This is a genomic window from Fimbriimonadaceae bacterium, from assembly GCA_019638775.1.
GTDB lineage: Bacteria > Armatimonadota > Fimbriimonadia > Fimbriimonadales > Fimbriimonadaceae > JAHBTD01.
Window position 1 is genome coordinate 318493 of the sequence record JAHBTD010000003.1, and the last position, 19624, is coordinate 338116.

Annotated in this window: 13 protein-coding genes; 6 read left to right on the forward strand and 7 right to left on the reverse strand. The window is 52.7% G+C overall.

From position 1 onward, the window contains the following. The first annotated feature begins 28 nt into the window (after positions 1-28). Both KF784_13090 and KF784_13095 read left to right on the forward strand, forming a co-directional pair. Positions 29-514, forward strand: a complete 486-nt coding sequence (locus KF784_13090; protein ID MBX3119994.1) for a hypothetical protein — start codon at positions 29-31, stop codon at positions 512-514. Positions 515-547: 33 nt separating this feature from the next. Beyond that, the gene (locus tag KF784_13095; protein ID MBX3119995.1) at positions 548-979 is read left to right on the forward strand and encodes a hypothetical protein; all 432 of its coding nucleotides are present in this window, start codon (positions 548-550) and stop codon (positions 977-979) included. 6 nt (positions 980-985) lie between these two features. Here KF784_13095 and typA read toward each other — a convergent pair whose 3' ends face one another. From typA to KF784_13130, 7 genes are all read right to left on the reverse strand, one after another. After that, entirely contained in the window at positions 986-2812 is a 1827-nt protein-coding gene (typA, locus tag KF784_13100; GenBank protein ID MBX3119996.1) for a translational GTPase TypA, read from the reverse strand. 54 nt (positions 2813-2866) lie between these two features. Further along, positions 2867-3940 (reverse strand): hypothetical protein, encoded by a 1074-nt coding sequence (locus KF784_13105; protein ID MBX3119997.1) that lies wholly within the window; start codon positions 3938-3940, stop codon positions 2867-2869. A gap of 53 nt (positions 3941-3993) precedes the next feature. Beyond that, positions 3994-6087 carry a hypothetical protein gene (locus tag KF784_13110; protein MBX3119998.1) on the reverse strand — a complete coding sequence of 698 codons (2094 nt, stop codon included), beginning with the start codon at positions 6085-6087 and terminating at the stop codon, positions 3994-3996. A gap of 55 nt (positions 6088-6142) precedes the next feature. Further along, a complete protein-coding gene (locus KF784_13115; protein ID MBX3119999.1) occupies positions 6143-8494 on the reverse strand; it encodes a hypothetical protein in 2352 nt (783 codons plus the stop codon). Between the two features lie 97 nt (positions 8495-8591). Beyond that, complete coding sequence (locus KF784_13120; protein ID MBX3120000.1) at positions 8592-10844, reverse strand: hypothetical protein; 2253 nt, start codon at positions 10842-10844, stop codon at positions 8592-8594. A gap of 116 nt (positions 10845-10960) precedes the next feature. Beyond that, a complete protein-coding gene (locus tag KF784_13125) occupies positions 10961-13117 on the reverse strand; it encodes a hypothetical protein (protein ID MBX3120001.1) in 2157 nt (718 codons plus the stop codon). Then, positions 13117-15240 carry a hypothetical protein gene (locus KF784_13130; GenBank protein ID MBX3120002.1) on the reverse strand — a complete coding sequence of 708 codons (2124 nt, stop codon included), beginning with the start codon at positions 15238-15240 and terminating at the stop codon, positions 13117-13119. Before KF784_13130 ends, KF784_13125 begins: the two co-directional genes overlap by 1 nt. Before the next feature lie 109 nt (positions 15241-15349). Between KF784_13130 and KF784_13135 the strand changes: the two genes are divergently transcribed. From KF784_13135 to KF784_13150, 4 genes are all read left to right on the forward strand, one after another. Beyond that, entirely contained in the window at positions 15350-16192 is an 843-nt protein-coding gene (locus KF784_13135) for a M55 family metallopeptidase (protein ID MBX3120003.1), read from the forward strand. A 313-nt stretch (positions 16193-16505) separates the two neighbouring features. After that, complete coding sequence (locus KF784_13140; GenBank protein ID MBX3120004.1) at positions 16506-18263, forward strand: hypothetical protein; 1758 nt, start codon at positions 16506-16508, stop codon at positions 18261-18263. Then, positions 18260-19090: a hypothetical protein gene (locus tag KF784_13145; protein ID MBX3120005.1), complete on the forward strand. Its 831-nt coding sequence runs from the start codon at positions 18260-18262 to the stop codon at positions 19088-19090. The genes KF784_13140 and KF784_13145 overlap by 4 nt, the downstream gene beginning before the upstream one ends. 58 nt (positions 19091-19148) lie before the next feature. Next, entirely contained in the window at positions 19149-19571 is a 423-nt protein-coding gene (locus KF784_13150) for a hypothetical protein (protein MBX3120006.1), read from the forward strand. Positions 19572-19624 lie beyond the last annotated feature (53 nt).

A 19624-nucleotide genomic window follows, 5' to 3' on the forward strand; every position in this document is an offset into this window, starting at 1 on the left:
AGGTCGTTGATTGTCGTCAAGTAATGTTGTGGAGACCATTCTTCCTGCCGTGATCGAAGAGACAAGACCCCGTAGGAAGTGGACAGATTTGCTGTGGCTCGGTGGGGCTGTGGCCTTCCTGCTGACTCTGCTTATCTCCTTTGAGATATGGTCTCCTTCCCGCGGCTCTGCACCGCACGACATCGTGAGCAAGGTTCCACTTGGCATACATGTTTCGGAGCTCGATCCCTATCTGATTCGAGGTCACGGCAGTACCGGAGTGGTCACGGAGTGGACGGAGAAGACGACTGAGTCTTATACCGGTCGCGTGCCCATGAAAAATACGAAGTACGGAAAGTTTAAGACCCGCGGTCTGGGCAACTACGACACGTGGAAGAAGACGATCGACAGGCAGGACCGCTTTACGGGCGAGATTACATTCACGCACGAAAGTTTTTGGAGCACGGACGTAAACAGTTTTTACTTCAAGGATGGCGTGCTGGTCGACAAGGATTGGGGTTTTCTACCAGGGTAGGGAGGTCGCCCGTCGTAAGATAGAGTTGTGCAGATGGAAGCGCCGCCCGTCGTTGCGGATGTGAAACCACGTTGGAAATGGATCTGTTTGCTATGGATAGCCATTGCTCTCACATGCCCATTCATTGGCTATCAAGCTCTTTTCCGGTACGAAGGTTCGGCGCCGCACAATGTTGTGGACTATGTCCCCTATAGCACCAAGCTCTCCGATCTCGATCGCTATCTTATTCGAGGCATTGGAAGCGAAGGTGAGGTCGAAGGCACCATCCTCGAGCCCGACGGGTCAGGCAAAAAGGTCGAAGTTAAAGAGGACTATGATCGATGGAAAGCAACACCTGAAGAGCGCGCCCGTTTTACAGGCAAGATCACCTTCTATCACATGGGGACGACCAGTACCGACGTCAACGAGTTTGTGTTTCAGGATGGGAAGCTGGTCGACAAGGATTGGGGTTTTCTGCCGGGGTAGTGCCGCTTACACACTCACTTCCGAACGCCGCTCTTCGACCCTTCTCTGCGAGTGGTCGAGCGTCTTCTTTCGGAACCGCAACATCTTCGGCGTGACTTCCAGCAGCTCATCGTCCCGCAGCCAGGACAGCGCCTGTTCCAGCGAGAAATCCTTGTGCGCGTCCAGGACCGTCGTCGAGTCGGCGTTTGCAGAGCGCATGTTGGTGGCGTGCTTTTCCTTGGTCGCGTTCACGATCATGTCTTCGTCGCGAGCGTTGGCCCCCACGACCATGCCGCCGTAGACCTCGGTGCCGACCGGATAGAAAAGGGTGCCGCGCTCTTGAATGTCCTCATAGGCGTAGCGTGTGAGCTTGCCCGGGTCCTTGGCGATGAGGGAGCCCTGCGTGCGCGATTCGATGGTGCCGGAATAGGGCCGGTAGCCTTCCAGCAGGCTGGACATGATGCCTAGCCCGCGTGTTAGGGTGAGGTAGTTCGACCGGAAGCCGATGATGCCGCGCGTGGGGATGAGGTAAGTGAGGCGAACGGTGCCGTTGGCCTCGGTCTCCATGTTGACCATCTCGCCCTTTCTTCGGGCGAGTTCCTCCATCACGTCGCCTGTGGAGTCGTTGGGCAGCTCCAGCGTGACGTTCTCATAAGGCTCCAGAACCTTCCCGTTCTCATCCTTCTTGAAGATGACCTGCGGACGGCTGATCTGCATCTCATAGCCCTCTCGCCGCATGGTTTCGATGAGGATGGCAAGCTGAAGCTCGCCTCGGGCGGCTACCTTGACCATATCGGCCGGGGCGTCGCGGTCGATGCGGACGCTGACAGAGACCGCCTCCTCCTTTTCCAGCCGCTCCTTGATCTTGTGGATGGTGAGGAATTTGCCGCCGTCCTTGCTGGCAAGGGGAGAGTTGTTGGCGTAAAAGCCCATGCTGAGCGTAGAGGGCTCGACCAGGATCGGGGGGAGTGGGTCGATGGCGGAGGCATCGCAGATGGAGTCGCTGATGAGTACGTCGTTCAGGCCGGACATCATGGCGATCTCTCCGGCAGAGACCTCTTCGACCTCCTTCATCTGAATGCCTTCATACGTCCAGAGTTTGGTGACGTTGAAGCCGACCTGCTTGTCCTCGCGGATTTGGGTCAGGCGGTCGCCCACCTTCACCTTGCCCCGCAGCACCTTGCCGCCGAACATCCGTCCGACGTAGTCGTTGTAGTCGAGGTTGTTGACCTGGAGCCGGAACGGTCCCTCAGCTTGCACGTCGGGCGGGGGCACCGCGTTCACGATCATCTCGAACAGCTCGCGCATGTCCTTCTCGCCGCCATCGGGCGAAACTCGCGCAAATCCTCCCGAGCCGGACGTGTAAAGGTGGGGGAAGAACAGGTCGTTCTCGTCTGCGCCCAGGTCGATGAAGAGGTCGATAGTTTTGTCGTAAGCCCAGAGCGGACGCGCGCCGTCGCGGTCGATCTTGTTGATGCAGACGATCGGCTTGAGCTTGTTCTGGAAGGCCTTTTTGAGCACGAACCGCGTCTGCGGCATGGGGCCTTCGTTGGCGTCTACGACGAGAAGGACGCCGTCCACCATGCTGAGCACGCGCTCCACCTCGCCGCCAAAGTCGGCGTGGCCGGGGGTGTCCACGATGTTGATCTTGTAATTCTTGTAGCGAACGCTCGCGACCTTGGAGAGGATGGTGATGCCCTTTTCGCGCTCAAGGTCGTTGGAGTCCATCACGCGCTCTTGCATGTGCTGGTTCTCCCGGAAGATGCCCGCCTGACGAAAAATGGCATCGACCAGGGTGGTTTTGCCGTGGTCGACGTGGGCAATGATCCCGATGTTGCGAACGTTGGACGCCATTGAACCCAAATTGTACCGGTGGGCTCAATTTTAGCCTTGGGATGGGGCCTGCATTTATCGGATGCGGAAGATCGTCGGCCATCGCCGGCAACCATAGAAGAAGCCAAGGACTAGGAAAAGAATGACACTGCCAGCAACATAATATGGACCGCTTGTGTACATGAATGGAACTGGCCACTTCTTCAGCTTCGCTGGCGGGACCTCTTCGTAACCATCCCAAAAATCTGAATCGGTGTCGGGGTGCTTGCGTTCCTTGAACCGTGCGAGCATGAACGCAGTTCGAGTTTGCTCGTATCTCTTGGCGTTTTCGCGCATGATCTCATAGTTCTCTTTGGCAAAGGCCGATCTTCCGTCTATAGTTTTTCGCTCTGTGCCTTCTACAGCGTCACGGCGGACACTTTCTTCCAAACCGGGATCGATCGCGTGCTTCCCGTGCTTATAGAGTTCAACCATCCGAAGCGTCGTGAAGGTTTTCAGACCTCCAAAATAGCCTGTGTCTCCAAGAACATTCATGATGTCGATGCTCTCCCATGCATTGCCGAGCACGATCAGACCGCTGAGTCCCTTAACCGAGTCAGAGAGTCTGCCAGTTTCAAGCAGATAACTTTTTAACTGAGGTCGCTCGTCGTTTGGTTTAGCGGACTTCAGGTCGATCAACCATTCGATGCAGGCAAGCTGGACTCGTTCGCGTCCAAAATGCGCATCGGGATTGATCTCAATCGCTTTTTGGATGTGCTTAAAGCTTGCTTTGGCAAGTTCAATCTGCTCAATCTTTCCGCCCTCTCTCAGCCATTTGTGTATCTGGAATGTGCCGAGGTTTGCGTGGAATCGATACTGATGCTCGTTGTCAGGGCTTGCCTTGAGTCGCCTTTCCTTAGCGGCCATCACCTTTATCGCCTCATTGCCCTTCCCAATTCGGTCGTAAGCCACCGCCAAGTCGTCGAGTTCTTCAAGTGTTGTCTTCCCAGCCTCAAAGACCGGCAGCAGCCGGTCAATGCGCATTTGGTAGTACTCGGGAGGGTTCCGCTCAAACCGGCCGACGATCGCTTCGGCGACACCGGGAAAGTTCTTCATCTCCATGGCGAGCGTATCGCGATCCCACATGCAGGCTTGAGCCAAGCTAGCCAATACGCAGAACATTACAAGTGTCAGAAGTCGAAATCTTCTTTGCATACTTGAAGCTAATGGGCATAGACAGGCGACAGGAGTTTTGAGGCATCCAAAAGCGAAGGCGGCTTGCGCGATTTTTGACGTTTCTTTAGTTCTTCCTCAAGCTCCCTGCGGTGGTCTTCTGGTAAGTCCTGCCAGCGGCTGACCCACTCTCCATCAATTCTCTGATCCTGGATCAGCGAGTATTTGGGCTCTTGGCCTGGGAACTCAAAGTAGACACGCTTAGATAGCAGGGTCATAGGACGATAACCCGAGGCTTTGGTTTCAATGTTTCCAGCCTCAAACAAGCTGACATACAAGTATATGTCTCGTATACTCCCAGCCTTGAATCCTGGAGCTTCTCCTTCTGTCGAGGTTCCGATAATAATTCCGCGCTGCTCTTCATATTCGATACGAAGCGTGCCTTGATGAGGTAACCCTTGGGGCCAAATCTCCGTAAGCTCTTCCATCGCATCGTCGGAGTACGGCAATGCATCTTCATCTGACACATAGAGCCAAGTACCTCTGCCGCTGTAGTTGTACAGGAAGGATGATATGCTCGCTTGAACGTTCAGTGGCAGACTGCTGAATTGCATGGGTCGCCCAGAATCCAACTCTCTTAAGATGTTTGGCGGCAAGCTTTTCAATAACCGACGAACAAAAGCTTCGCCAATGTTAAGCTCCCGTGGAGCGTTTGGACAAAGAAACCGGAAATACAACATCGGAACGTCGCTCTCGTCGACAATGCTATCTCTGGGGGGCACGAGCGGCTCAAGGTCAGCAAGTGTTGCATAACCCCTGGCCTCGACCGACTTCAGTATGTTACGAAGCCGTAATCGGTTTGCCCAAAAAGGGTTTTGGCCTTCGTCAAGATCGCTCGGACGGATGACGATCCAGTTACCTTGGAGCGTTGCATTCAGGCTCCTGATCGAGTCAATAAGGTCTTCAAGGATTTTTGACGATACTGTCAGATGTCTGTAATAGTACGAATAGTAGACTGTGAATGCATCGGGTGCAGCGATTACAAGTTGCATGCCTTCAGCCGCCGCCGCTTTTACGAGGCGTTCTCCAGTTCCAAGACTAACTGGCTCAAACAAGTCAGGTCTACGCACTTTTTCAAGGACGCTAATCATTGACTTGGGTACTGGGCCAAGCGGTTCCTCCAAATAATCGACACAATCTAGCCACGCCTGAGCGTCAGACGATAGCTGTATCTTTTTCGCCTCTTTGAAACGACCTCTGCTGTTGGATTGTTCCTTCCTTAATGACAAATAGATTGCATCCATACCGTGGATGCGGTGAAAGATAATGGACTTGCCTGCTTTAGAAAACTCGATTTCAGTTAACGGGCGGATTTCGCCGTAGTCGCGTTCAACGCGAACTGTAACTTGAGTTGAACCCGTAGGATCTACTTCCCATCGCCATCCACTCCATTCGCCTTTTTCAGGCTTAGAAAGCACCCCAGAAGTCAGAATCTCGTCGACGTAATTCCTTTGCTCTCGTATGTAGGTGTCTATTGCTGCTCGAAGGGCTGGAGTAAGCGGTCGTTGCAATCGATTTGGTTTGAGCGCGTACACGATAGATTCTTCACAATGCAAGCTTGCAACTGTTTTCGAATCAAGTGCGGCTTCGATATTGTATTTAAGTCTTTGTGTAGGGGTCTCTTCCAACGTTTCACGGAGTTCATCACTTTTTTCATTGAATTGTTGGGTGATCTTAGTGATGAGAATCGTAGCCCGGTCTCTTGTGATTGCTTTTTGCTTCGACAGGATATCGCGGATCTTGCCTTGTATCCTGGTGAATTCTCGTTCGCGGTGTGCTACGGCTTCGTTCCAGATGCGGCGTTTGACTGTATCCGTTTGAACTAGCGTTCGCTCGTCTTTGCCGTTGATCACCCATTGCCCGCCTGCTGCATCCGCGATCCGGGATAAGAGCGCCTCGGGAGACACGTCCCGAACCGAAACAACCATAGGCATTTCCGCAAGGTTTGCTGCGACAGACAGCTTCAAGGAGGTCTGCTCTTTAAGTTGAGCAACCACCTTACCGAGCGCCAAGCCCGTCGTTTCGTAGCTAATTTGGACTTCTTGTGGGTTCAAGAGCAGTCCAGCGACGATTAAGCAAATCATTTTGAGCGTCCTGTCTTAAAATACGACCTCCAAGCAGCAGGGTTGCTGGCGCGGTTTACAGCCACAGAAAGGCGAAGCTGCGGCTTGAATGCGTTGTTGCCCGTTCACATTCTGAGAATGTTCTGTCTAAGACGTACTTGATAGAGTACGAAGAGAAATCGCCACCACCGCCTCCGCCATCGCCTTTTCGCTGTTCCTTGATCTCTTTAATCGCCTCTTCCTTGGCTTTCTTGATAAGGTCTTGGATGTCACTGGGCAGGTCTTCCAGACGTTTCACTTTTGCACCGGTCGGCTCCGTATCGCTCAGCGGAACCTGCATTTCGGCGTCTTTGGACAGATTGAATTTATAGTTCCAGACTGTCTGCTTGGCCATCCGGAAGCTCTTCCATTCGATGCTTCGGTAATACTCCTGCATCTCCATATCCGTCGAGCCAACCTCTTTTGCCGCAAGCTGGTATCCAATCGACTCAGGGTCTTGTTGAGTGGTGTGAAGCCCTGAGCCTTCATAGGTCTGCTCAATTTGAACCATCGGATTCTCTTCAAGCTCAAGAGTGATGAATGCATCCAAGGGGAGGCCATTTGGAAAGAGCTCTGTGGGCTCTTGCGGCGCATACTCCCAATCCTCTTCATCCTCCTCTTCTTCAAACATCTCGGGGTCAAATTCGTTTTGACCAGGAGGAGTAATGGACTCCCCGTTTTTGAAGATCATATCGAAGACAATCTGCTTCTGTTGTGGGGTTAGATCAGCAATCGCGATCCTCCCTCCGTTGATAAGGGCTTGCTTCTGACTTTGTGTGAGCAGGCCATGAAGCTGCATCATCTCTCGGCTGGCTTCGCGCCGCCTCCCATAGCGGTACATCATTGACTGGCTCGCCGGATCATCAAGGAGTAGGCTTGGATAGATCGAATAAAGGCTCCAATAGCTCTGTTCTCCTTCTTGCAAGGCGATGAGGCACTGAACGTCGAGAGAAACTCGACCAACTTTAACGGCCTGCCTGATGACTTGCCCTAAGGCGGAGCGGTTGATACTGCCAAACTCTGCCATCTCTGAGAAATCCGCACGCTTGAAGATCAGCCACTCCCCATCAACAACAGCAGGATTGTCTTCATCCTTTGTCATCAGCATCATTCCGAGGAGTTCGGACGCTTTGAGCGCTGTCTCACTTCCCATGTAGAGAGCCATCATCACCATGAAATCGCCGGGCGCTGCGACTAACTGAAACTTGCCGTGCTTGCCAAGAGCGAAGAGAATATCGGTCGCCCCAAACTTGAGTGGGTCGTGCTTTTCTGGGTTCAGAAGCGCTGCGCGAAGCTCGGGAGAGATCGGCTTTTTCTCTGCCTCGTCTTGCTCTGAAAAATACTGCCCAGATAGCTTAGCTCGAAACTCCTCGGCTAAGGGGTTCAGTTTGATCGGTTCTTCTTTCGCAGCGCCTTCGCGGAGTTTCAGAATTTGCTTTTCATAGTCTTCCGGAACCTCATAGTCTTCTCTGCTGGAACCGGAGATGTAGGTGTTCAAGTAAGCCATTGCCCGGCCCTTGGCGTCCAGAAGTTGCAGCTCAACTGACACAGAAGCTGACATCTCTGAGCCGCAGGTCAGGATGAGCAGAACTTTCGCCGGGGCTGCTGTGAATCGTCGACGGTATGAAAGAAGTTGGGCTGTCTCCCAGCCACCCTCATCCTCGTAGTTCGGCTCAGGAACGCCTCCCAAAACATCGGCCCAAACATTTTGCTCGGCCATGAACTGCTTCACGGCAGGGATAACGCTCGAAGGCATGGGCTGCTGCATTCGATTCGGAGTTGTCGAAAGTACAACACGGTCACCCTTCTTCATTGCCGCAAGGACCTCAGGCTTGAGACTAACGGCAACACGCTCGCCGAGTCGCGATTTAGGCAACTTGCCTTCAAGCTCAGAGATGCGCTCATAGCGTTTCATCTCTTCGTCTTCATCGGCGGGCTTCGTTTGAAGGGATTCCGTTTCTTTAACGATGGCGAGAGCCGCCTTGGTGTCAAACGCGCCAAGTTTCGAGAGCGAGTCAAGCATCTCTTTTTGAGCTTTTGTGAAGGCCTTAAGGCGCTTCTGATAGGCTTCGTTCGCCTTTTTGCGAAGGAACGTGCTTGTTCGTGTCAGTCGAATTGACGCCGCTTCGTGAACCCAATCCGCCTCAACCGCAACGGCAAGCCTGTCCATAAGGTCTTGGACAGTGACGTCTTTGACGTCAATGACCATAAGCATCGAGTTCAAAGTGCCAGCTGCGGCAAGCTTGACGCCTGTCTTTTCAGCGATCTCTTCGCAGACTGTTTTGAGGGGAATAGCCTCGGCGTGATAGCTGATTTTTTGGGTCAGACTTTGGGCCGACGAAAGCGTTGCGCCAAGCGCAAAGCACACGAGCAAAAGGATTCGTCGCATTTTTTTCACAACTCGTTAAGTAATGATCTACTTTACGCTATGTTGTGCCTGCGCGAGTGAAGAATTTGTACTATTATCTTAGGCCTATCTCAGGGGTTTAGCTCGCCTTCACAGTCAGGCCACCATCACCTCCCCCACCGGGAGGCTTCTGCTGCCCGTTGAGGGTCTTAACCATGTCGTCCTTGGCTTTCTTGATCGCTGCTTGTGTCTCGGATGGAAGGGCGTCGATCGAGTTTACTTTTTCACCCTTGTTGACCGTATCTGTGAGCTGATGGGATGCGTGAATCTTCTCGGTGTATTCAAACATGTAGTGCCACGACGTTTGATCTGCCATTCGGAAGCTCTTCCACTCAATCTTGCTGTAATATTCGTCTGACCCCTGGCTGCGGCCCGCGCGGTCTTTCATCGCAAGGTGAAAACCAATGGACTGAGGATCCATCGGTTGCGTGAAGGAGTTCATCATGTCGAAAGACTGCTCGACCATGACGATGGCGTTTTGACCGAGCGTCGCGGTGATAACTCCATTGCGCGGCAAGCCGTTCGGAAATAGCTCGGTTGACTCTTCAGGTAACCAAGCTCCAGGTACTTCCTGTCCAACGCTATTGGAGTCTGACAATTCAACAGCAGCGGGGACGATGCCGGAATCAAATCGCGAAGATTTGAACACCATGTTGTAGATGACTTGCTGCTGTTCGGGTGAGAGGCTTCCAATCACCAACCGACCATCGTTCGCCAAAGTTGCTTTTTGGCTGCGGGTGAGCAGACCGTGCAGCCTTAGCATGTTTCGGTTCGAACCGCCCAAGTTCACTTCACTTGGCGTGGAATTAAGCAGTATCGGCGCGCAGATGTCATAAAGACTCCCGAAGGTGTACTCGCTAGCGCTTTGGAGTGCTATTTGACACTTGACATCCAGCGAAATTCGCCCATCTTGGCCAATCTGACGGATAATTTTTCCGTAAGTGGCGCGATCTGCGGTAGCCATCTCGCGGATGCCGCTGAAGTCGCCACGCTTGCCAGTCAGCCAACTGCCTTCTGCTGTGATTGGGCTGAGCTCTGGAGGCAGCATTTGCATCATGCCAAGTATTTCGCTGGGCTTGATTCCCGCCTTATCCCCGCTAAAGCCCATCATGGAGATCATAAAGTCGCCTGGTGCTGCCACAAGCTGAAGAGCCTTGGTCTTTGCAATCTCAAACAAGATGTCGGTAATTCCGAAACGCAAGGGATCGTACTTTTCTGGGTTGAGTAAGGCTGTTCGGAAGGCCAGTGAAATCGGAGGCAAGGACTCGTTATCGGTCGATAGTCGTTGCATGGCACGATCCCGAAACTCCTGAGCGAGCGGATTGAGCTCGACCGGGTTTTCGCTTGCACTCGCGGCGCGCAAGTCTGCCATCTTTTTGTTGAAGACATCCCCCATTTCCGGATCACTCAGGATCGACGCAGCAATGCTGGTGCTGGTGGATGTGATGGTCCGGCCTGTACTGTTAAGTAACCGCACTTCCAGGCTGATTGACTGACTGCTGTCCTGATCGTTCAGAACAAGCAGTACTTTGGCAGGGGTCTCCTCAATCTTTTTGCGATCCGTGAAGATAGAGTGACTTTGGTAATCGACTATTCCTCCCCCCTCAAAATTCGGCTGGTAGATGCGGGCAAGAGCATCCGACCAGATCGCCTGCTCGCGAATGAATGCCTCAATGTCCGGCATGACATTAAAAGGCATTGCCTTCTGCATACGATTGGGCGACGTGGAGTAAACGGTTCGTCCATTCTGTCGGATCGCAGCGATGAGTTCAGGCGAAAGATTAGCCGCGATACGATCTGCAAGACGACGGGTCGGGAGCTTATCGGAGATTTGTTGGTACCTGCGCCAACGGTTTGTATCGTTAACCTCGGGGTTGAAAGTCTTAGCCATCATCTCGACATCGGTTGCAATAGCTTGCGCCGCTGCCGCATCAAATTCACCCGCCTTTTTGAGCGTCTCCCGAATCTTTGTTTGCGATTTCGTCACTGCGGCAAGGTGGCGTTGAAAAGCCTCTGCTTCCTTCTTGCGAATGAAAGCAGCTGTCCTTGTTAATCGTGTTGCTGCACTTTCTTTGAACCACTCCGCTTCAACAACCTCAGCAAGCTGGTCCATCAGCTCCTGTACGCTCACATCGCGCACGTCGATCACCATGATCATCGAGTTCAAAGTGCCAGAGGCGGCAATGGGAACACCCGTCTTTTGGGTGATCTCTTCACAAACAGTCTTTAGCGGAATAGCCTCGGCCCGGTATGTGATCTTTTGCGCCAAATCCTGCGCCGACACACAAGCAGCACAAGCGTAGAAAGTTGCAAGCAGTAGAAAACGCCTCATGATTAGCCTCAGATTCAAATATCTCCAATAATTTACTCTACGTTATCTATTCTCGGGTCAGTGAGATGAATTTGGGAGTCGTGATCGCCTGTTAACAGGAATCGAACTGACTACCGCTACAACGCAGCTTCCGTGCCGCCGCTCGGTGGGGGGTTCTTCCTCACTTCCTCGACTAACTTCTTGACTTCGTTGCGCACCTTCTCAGGTAGTTCCTCAAAGGTCTTAACCCATCCGCTAACCGGGACAGAATCAGTTAGCCTGCTTGTGTGAGACAGCTCGGATGATAACTGGATTTTGTAGAGATACTCCCGATCATCAAGGGATTGAAATCCTACGAAGGGCATTTGAGCATAAAGAGCGTTGCCAGATTCCAACCCGTAGAGGTGATTTGCGACCATCCAATAGGTGTAACGTTGGGTGACGACACGGTCGGATTGATGAGCGTTCTGTCGAATCTTCAGGCTGCCCCCGGATGTGACCTTGCAACTAATGCGCAAGTCAGATGGCAGGCCATTCGGAAAGGCCTCTGTTGGCTCCGGTGGATCGTACCAAGTCCGATTCGGGGCGTTCGGATCGACTGGGGTGGGCTTGGTCACATTGAACTCTTTGTCATCGTAAACAAGGCGGTGTACGAGGTTCTGTTGATAGGGTGTGAGCTGCCCCAGCCTGAGGTCGCTGCCAGCCTCCAGGCTCGTGCGCTGAGATTCGGATAAGGAACCGTGTAGCTGCAGGACGATTTGAGAGCGAAGCTCCATGTTCATCATGTCGTTGAGGTTCTGTGGAATGAGGGTCGATGCGATTTCAGCTATCGGAGAAAGGTCTTCGTCGGTCAATAAGACGATCCGGGCCTTCGCCTCCAGGCCGATTCGTCCGTCCGACGCTACTTGCCGAAGAATCGGCCCCATGACGCTTCGCTTGAGGGGCACGTTTACAGAGCCCGAGAAGGCAAAGGGATCCCACGTTGCCAACAGCCAGCCTTCATCTTCGACCACGGTCTTTGACTCACCACCAAACCACAGCGCTCGAGCAAGAATCTGGCTTGGCGTCTGGCCCATACGCGCCAGTATAGGCAAAGAAATCCAACTGTCAGTGAGGCACGCAACAGCTTGCAGGCTCTTAGATGCTGCAAATTGGCAAAATAGCTTTCCGGTAGCTAAACTTATCGGGTCGTATCGTTCTGGCTGAGTGAGACGGTCAAAAAGTGTTTTGGAAGGCGGTATCCAGGCATCGTCGACATCTTCATAAGATTTCAGTACACGGTCGACAAACTCACCAGAGATCTCGTCAAATTCAAACGGCTTTTCGCCTTCGAGGGGCTTCGGTTGTATGTATCGCGTCCGCGGCACAAGTAGAAAGTGATCGCTGCTCACCCGTTTAGTACGTCCCTGAGCATCCACCAAGAAAACTTCAACCATTACGCCCCGATACCCAGCTTCCAGTTTTACGGAGACGATCGTCTTCGCGGGCATCTCTTCTGGTGCGTAGCGGTCTTGGATAAGCATGTAGGCATCAACATTGAAGCCGGGCAGCTCGAACCCTCGAATCTCCGGCAATGGATAGCGCTTGAGCGATGTCATCCACTGTTGCTGCTCCTCAACGTACACCTTGATCGCCGCCTCAGCTTCTTTGGGCAGTTGCTTTTGCATACGGTTTGGCTTTTGGGTCAGCACGATTCGACGGCTCTTTTCAACTGATGCGTAAAACTCGGGTGTGAGCAGCGTGGCGATCTGCTTTGCTAGCTTGGCCGCGGGCATCCGGTCTTGGAGGCTTCGCTGTTGTATATAGTTGATCTCTTCTTTTGACTTTAGAAGAGCATTGATCTGATCGGCGAGGGCATCCGCGGCCTGTTGGGTTAGCGGCTTAGCGGCGGCGAGCTCTTTCTTCTTATCTGCAATTGCTTGGCGATAAGCCTTCACCATAGATTTGTAGTGCTCCTCGGCCTCTCGCTTCTCCGTCGCAGGAGACTTGACCAGCCACCACCCGTTGCTGTCTTGCTTCCATTCGGCATGGCAGACCCGCGCGACCTTGTCCATCAGCTCCTTAAGGGTCACATCACGAACATCAATGACGAGCGGAAGTTCGTGGTACTGGGCGGAAGCAAGGAGCTTCGTGCCTGTTTTCGCGCTAACATCGTCAAAGACCGTTTTTAGGGAAGAGCCGTGATTCGTGTAGGTGACTTTGACTTCTGACGGCTTAGTTTGCGCCACTGAGAAAGAGATGAGGCCAATTGTGAGAAGTGTGAACGTAGTCCACCGGATTCTCATTTCGATCATTACCCTCCGCCTCCACTGTGCTTCCGATAGATGTCGATGTGCTTCTTAATCTCTGTCCGAATTTTCTCAGGCAGTTCCCCATACTTTTTCACCCACTGCCCAATAGGAGCCGTGTCGCTTAGACCGAGCCCGCTGGTAACAGTTGGAGAGTAGGCAATTCTGTACGAAAACTCCGTTGTCAACGCCGTGCGGTAGCCTGCGATGGTAGCTCCATTCAGCATATTAGAATCGTCCGGTTCGCGGAAGATCTGACTGGCGAACGACTGCAATTCATATGAACTTTGCGACGCTGGGCTACTTCCCGTCGTTTGCATGATGCTGATACTCTCCTTCTCAAGAACAGTACAGGAGATTTCTAACTCAGTGGGAAGTCCGTTTGGAAAGAGCTCAGTCGCCTCAGGATAGTTTGTGTACCGAGGGCCGTCGGTAACAACGTCGGGAGGGAGGTTGTAGTTGTTTATCCCTCGAGTTCCGTAGAGCATCTTGCTCAACTCATCCTTTTGGAAGGGAGTCAGCAACATCGTGTTCAGTTTGCTACCCTCCCTTAATGTCCTTAGCTGCGAAGGAGTGAGCGATCCATGCAGGCGGTAGAAAGCTATGTAAGTTGGGCTCGTTGCTGGGAAGTACGTGAATACCTCCGGTGTGATCGCTTTAGAGAGGTCATAGAGTACGGAATACACGGTATTCAGCTCCAATGCGATCTTACAGCTCGTATCCAATGTGATCCGTCCGTCATCATTGATTTGTCGAATCGTCTTTCCCATGAATGTTCGGGACATCGGACGCCCATAGCTTCCGCTGTTTGAGGTTGCATGCCAGGTGACGGTCAGCCAGCCGTCCTGGTTCGAAATCATCTGGGCTGGCGCCCAATACTGGAAGAGTTGATCCCAGAACATCGTCAGAGTCAACTTCCCTCGATGAGCATGTGCAGTTTGAGTGATCGCTGCATCGGGCGGACAGGCGACAAGTTGCAACCCACGATCTTTAGCCAGATTGATGAATACACGCCCCACACCCATTTGCATCGGCTCATGCTTTTCTGGATGAAGCAGCGCTTGCAACAGTGCACGAGAAGGGGGAGCCCAGTCCGATACGGTCGGGATTTGATTGAGCCAAAGGCGCACACCCAACTCTCCCAAGAGTGGTGTGACCTCCATTGGAGCTTCACCAGGGTCCGGTTTAGGTTTCGTGATTGTGATTTTAGGTGGCTCGTCAGTTGTCGGGAACATGGCGTCCCGAGCGATTGACCTCGTGATGCCATGGTTATCGATCATCAACAGGCTGATTTCGAGGCTTCCCGTGAACTCAATCGCGTCAATAGTCAAGATCGGCTTGAGAGAGAGATCGTTCTGTCTCAGGTTCTCCTTTAGACGCCATGTGAGTTCATTCTGGCTTTCGAGCAGGGTTCCGCTAAGCCCAACCGCCTTAATCCAGAGTCCTTGCTCCTTGGCAAACTGGGACAAAATCTCGAGGCATTCTTTCGGAAATGCCTGCTGCATACGGTTCGGTCTCGCCGAGAGGACGAGACGTTGGCCGTCCGCAGGCGTTGCCAGCAATTCTGGAGGCAGGGCATTGATCAGACGATTCATGAGACGCCGACTGGGCGACTTCTCCAGCATGGAGGAAAGTCCAGCCGCGGTAGCAGATGACTTGTCACGGAGGGCAGCTTCAATCTGCAGAGCGAGCAGATTAGCTGCTTGCTCATCAAAAGGTTCGTAAGCTTCGACCCGTTTCTTCCGAATCTCGAGGGCTTTGCTGTAGCCTGCAACTCTCCAACGATAAGAGTCTTCAAGCGCCTGCTTTACAAATTTATCAGTGGACCGGAGCCGATACCCGTCCTTTTCCTTAACCCATTCTGCATGAGTGACCCTGGCAAGGCGGTCCATCAGGTCTTTCAGCGTGACGTCCTTGACGTCGATGACGAGTGGCAGCTCGTGCAGGGTGGCCACTGCTTGCAAGCTGACCCCTGATTTCTTGGTCAGCTCCTCAAAGACGCTCTTGAGCGATGCGCCCTCATTCGAATAACTGAGATTGACTTTGGCTGGCTCAGGCTGACATAGCGCCAAGGCGCTAAAAACAAAAGTCCCCAGGCAAAGGAAAATGCGAGCAAAAAACTTCCCCATAAGCAGCCTTCTATATCAAGGATAGCGCAGACCTTGAATTAGTTCACAGTGGAATCGTAAATGTAGTTCAGGTAAACCTATCGGAGCTGCTACGGCTAAGTGACCAACAATGAAAATCTACATCTCTGCCGACATTGAAGGCGTCACCGGGCTCGTCTCCTGGTCGCAGTGCGGACGCCCGAGCGGCGACCACTACGACTACCGCTGGGCCAGAGAACGCATGATCGCCGACGTCAACGCCGCGGTCCGAGGAGCGCGCAGCGCGGGCGCGACCGATATCCTCGTCAAAGACTCGCATGGCAACTCCAAGAACCTGATCCTAAGCGATCTTGAGCCTGGAGTTGAGCTGGTGAGCGGGCATGGCAGCGGCAACGACGGGATGATGCAGGGGATTGACGGCAGCTTCCACGCCGCAATGCTGATCGGTTACCACGCGATGGCCGGAACGCAGGGCGGGATTATGGAGCACACGATCTCGGGACGCGTCCACCGGATGCGCATCAACGGGATGCCTGCCGGGGAGATGGCAATGAGCGCAGGCGTGGCGGGGCGATACGGGGTGCCGATCGTCGCCGTCAGCAGCGACCGAGCGGGATGCGTCGAAGCTCAGGCCCTGGTTCCCGGAGTACAGGCTGCCGAAGTGAAGGAGGGGTACGGACGCTACATGGGCTGCTGTCTGCCCGTTGAGGAGGCGGAAAGCCTGATCGAGCAGACCGCTGCCGAGGGGGTACGCAGGGCGAAGGCGATCCAGCCGTGGACGACTAACAGTCCGGTGACCTTCGAGATCGAATTCAACCGTAGCGAAGAGGCGGACATGGCGGCCAAGCTTGTGGGATGTGTGCGACAAGACGCTTACACCGTGTCTTACACGGGGCCAGATTACGAAACTGCCCACACTGCAGCATGGAATCTGATCCAGCTTGCAGGGTTGGGCCCGCAAGCGCACGATTAAGTCACCTCTTGCTCATAATCTAAAATCTTGTTGGAGAATACGAGATTGTCTTGTATATTTAGTACAACATAGCGTTGGGGAGCCAAATCGTAATAACGCTGTTCCTGCTCGACGCCTGAAGGACTCTATGATGCACAGACGACTAATTGTAGTGGGCGCAGCCTGCTTTCTTTTCCTCCCTCTCATCGCCATTGCTTTAGGCAAAAGTCCGCAAGTAGCCGGTGGTGGGTGTCCTGCAGGATATGACGGGATATCAGCTGATTGGTGCGTTAAGTCGGAGTATCATGGAACGACTACCACCGTTAGCTGGGCGATGGACGAAAACGGTCAAGCGGTCCAGTCAAACATAACTTTGCCTTGGAGTCAGTGGTTAGGCTCCAGTGCAACAAACGGCACGCCGTACGTTCAAACAGTTTCTATTCATTCACAAGGCACAATTAAGGTCAAGTATAAGTGGAGAGGTTCGGGAACTGTTCCTGGTACTTTGCGATTAAAGGTTGCCTCAGCAGGCTATATTGGCACCAATGGGTTTAGCACACTGGCCGCTACTGCTCCTGATTCTTGGAATTTAGACACAGGGTTGGGCTTGGCAGTTGAAGATGGAAGTCATCTTTATAGTTGGCATAAGTATACGCCTGGACACGTTTTGCGGAAAGTCAAGATAGACGAAAATGGAGAAGGCGAACTTGTTGTGGATCAGGCTGCAAGTTTGGAGAGGATAGCGATAGGCACATTTACACTCAGTGCCGGAGCGCCATCACTTCAATGCGAAATTGACAATCGGGATGTCATGTTGACAACCCAGGTTTTCGGCACTCCTCTCAAAAAGAAGACTTTTGATTGGCTCAATGATTGGCAGATAGTTTTGCCGCAAGATGATTACACATATTATTCGGGCTCAGAGCACGATCTCTACTGGAGGAATAGAGTTTTCAGCTTCTTTCCTTCAATACCAGAAGTGACACCACTCTATTTTCCTAGTGACTCTACAGATTACATGGAGTGGCATGTTGGGTTGAAACAGGATGATCGTGTTGTGAATAGCTTTATCGACACTCAGATCGTTTTGTACGAGATATTGAGTTGTGTTGGACTTGTAGGCCCCTACTACGTTGGCGACTCCTATGATTGGACTTGGTCACTTGGCTACCCGATGGAATACCCCGACGACTACCCGTCAGCCGGCACTTATGACGGAACGAATATCGACCAAATCACACACAGGGGCAGGCGCTTTACGAGGCCAAGCTTTTACATTCAATATCCTGGCACTTCACAGGCCAAACTTAGCCAGTATCCTGGGCATGCTAAGGACTCAACACTGGTAAAATTCAAATGGACCTGGGGATCCGATGGGCTTGTCGGCGAAAGCATACGGAATGTCTTTTTTCATCGCAATGCAGAGCCAGATGGGCAGGTGAGCTCACAGTGGTACGATCTTAAGGTAGGCGAGTCCTATCTGACTCCGCCTGGAATGAGTTTCGAGCCTCCGAGTAACGGTATTCCAGTAACGGGCTGGATCACCGCTGGCGCTGCGGATTGTGACTTCAGTGATGTTGAACTCGGCAAGATAAAGTTTGATACGTTCGACTCTGGAGTTCAAGCGCTTGTAGCGCTTTTCTTCGTAGTATCTGTGATAGAGCCGACGCCGTTTGTTGAAGCGATCACTGCATTTTTAGTGAATGGGACGCTGTCAGGGCTGTCTGTCGGCTGGGATGATGCCGAGCCTGCGGTCAACTTGCGGAGAACCGATGCAAACACAGGGCAGTGTGATACTTTGATAGTGAGGCCGGCAATTAATGTTCCCGGATACGGCGCGATAAGCGAAGCTGATTATAGTGATCCGCAAAAGCTGTCTGCGCTCAAGGATGCTCTAATGGATGGGAATCTTGGGATTTACTACTGGAAATTGGACTATCGTCGCATCTACAACTTCCACAAATACATGGTAGATAACTGGGGGCATGGCGGCTATGTCTTCCAGACATCTGACACAAAAAGCACCCCGCTTGGTTTTGGTTCCGCGTACTACAAGTTCACATTCGATACCAGACAAGGAGGAGGAGCATGAAGCTCCGGAAGCCATCTGGGGTTGTCTTTCTCGTTGGGCTGATCGCGATTTCCGTTGCGCAGCAGACGCCGCGCGGTGGTCATACACCCAAGCCAAGCTGGCCCCCTTCGTGGGTGAGTACGAAGTGGACGTACGACGACACAGAGTTCCGCAAGGTTCGTGAGAAGCTTGAGCAGATGAAGTGGCACACAGACGTACCGAATCTCGAAACAATCGGGAGCTGGGTGGATAAGTATCTGCCGCCTGTGGAAAAGAAGGTAAAGGCGAATCGGTTCAAAGATGTGAAGCCTCTGGAGGCATACTGGGCGATGGCTCTTTGGGCTTACTTTCCTACGGAGTGCCAGAAGCACGCTCCGTGGGTGACCGACCTCGTTCGTTTTGTACCTGCTCCTCCTTCTTATGAATATGTGCGCGTAGCTGCATGCGTTGCTATTAAGCAAGATGAAGATAATGGTTTAGAGCCTTTAATGATCAGATTGCTGTCGAAGTGGTCAAAAGACCCTTTGGTTCGTTGGCGTTACATTGATCTTAAGGGATTTGACGGATACATTCCAAGCATTCATGATAGGATGGCAAGATTTGCCGATGAACTCTACAAGGAACTACCCTTAAGAAATGAAATTTTATCCGTAACAGGTGTGGCTGTATATGCAGGGCACTGGATACGGAGCAAAAAACAGGAGTCCTTTAATCACCTGATGTTTTACTTCGATGAGGCTATCAAGAACTCACAAATATCAAAGCCTGAGCAAGATCGGTATAGGATGCTCAAGAAGGACTACATCGAGAGGGGGAGGAAGGCTGGGATGAAGGTTCCTGGCGGATAGGGTCCCACTGTCATGGAACTTGCGGTACCGTTTTGCTGCTTGAAGGTTCTATAATTCAGTGTTCGCACAACGCGAACACCGAAGCGTCATGCTCCACATCGTTCCTGCACTGCTTATTCTGCTCCTTCAAGGCCCTGGTGGCTTGGAGAAGATGGCGCATGCCGGAAAATGTCCCGAAGCGGTTGCTTTGCTTCGCTCGATGGGCATCCAGCACACAGAGCACCGCCAAAGTGCAAACCAAGGCAGTCTGTCTAACGCTTCGCCTGCCGTTGCGCTGAGCGCCATTCGCGCGTCCAAGCAAGACTTTGGAAAGCTGCTAGAGGCCATAGCAAGCCTCTATGCCGAGCTGGAATCGGCGTCGCCTTCGGTGCAGCCGGACACCGACACCGCTTGCCTCGCGCCACCGCCACAACCTAGTGCGGTCGGCACAGTTCACGACGGCTTTATTGCGAATTCACGTACTCGAGACGGCCCGCGATAGGCGATTCTTCGCCTCGTTGTGCCGCGCCGTCGTGCGCCTCGACCCGAATTCCA